This is a genomic window from Arthrobacter sp. H41, from assembly GCF_000520535.1.
In the GTDB taxonomy this organism is placed as follows: Bacteria; Actinomycetota; Actinomycetes; order Actinomycetales; family Micrococcaceae; genus Arthrobacter_D.
The window spans coordinates 1-991 of the sequence record NZ_KI914762.1; the positions used below are offsets into that span (position 1 = coordinate 1).

Consider the following 991-nt stretch of genomic DNA (forward strand, 5'->3'; position numbering starts at 1 on the left):
CGCCCCGACGCTGGCCGGTGCGGCCACAGCAACATACATGGCTCCATTCTCTCCTGTGGCGGAGGAAGGATCCGTCCTCTGCGGGGGTTGTCCACTTAGGCCCGACGACGACGGCGCAAGGGGTCGGCGGACGCCAGCATTGACGCATGACGGAGGAACGGTTCTGGACACCGGGTGCGGAGGAGGGAACCGGTCGGGGTGCGGTGGTGCTCGTCGGCGGCTCCCAGGAGCTGCACGACGAAACAGCCCGCGTCTGCGCGGCCGCAGGGGTCCCCTTGACCACCGCCGACTCCGTCCAGCCGGCACTGAAGCATCAACCATCGGTTCTTCTCGTGACGCCCGGTAGCCCGCATGAGCGGGTGCCCGCCGGTATCAGCGTCATCCTCATCGGGCTGGCCAGCGAGGAGGACCTCGTGTGGTCTGCTGCCGCCCGCTTCCATGCCGGTCGGGTTGCCATCCTGCCGCAGGGCGCAGGGTGGCTCGCCGAGTACCTCGGCCGGCTCCAGAACCCGGTCGGCCTCGGGTCGATCGTCGGGGTGATGGGCAGTGTCGGCGGAGCCGGTGCCAGCACCCTCAGCTGCTGGCTGGCGGACTGCGCGGGCGCTGACGGGCTCACCGCGGTCCTCATCGATGGGGATCCCTCCGGAGGTGGCCTGGACCTGGCTTTCGGAGGAGAGAATACTCCCGGCGTGCGATGGGCGGACCTGGCCGAGGTCCTGGGCAGCCTCAACCCGGCACAACTCGCATCGGCCCTGCCGTCCGCCGGACGCTTTTCTTTCCTGTCCCACGGCCCGGGGCACCCGGAGCCCGCCCGATCTCCCAGTCCTTCGTCCACACTCGCGGTCCTCGACGCAGCACGTCAGGTATTCGATGTGGTGTTCATCGACCTCGGGGCCGCCCACCAGGACTCGCTGCTGGGGTTCTGTGATCGGGTTGTGCTCGTGGTTCCTGCACGATTGAGGGCCGTGTCGGCCGCCCTTGCTGCCCAGCG

Annotated in this window: 1 protein-coding gene; it reads left to right on the top strand. The window is 69.2% G+C overall.

Annotation, left to right across the window (positions count from 1 at the left end; genetic code table 11):
• Positions 1–146 precede the first annotated feature (146 nt).
• Positions 147–991 (top strand): septum site-determining protein Ssd (gene ssd / locus Y705_RS22115; RefSeq protein WP_049822179.1); only part of this gene is annotated, 845 nt, incomplete at its 3' end.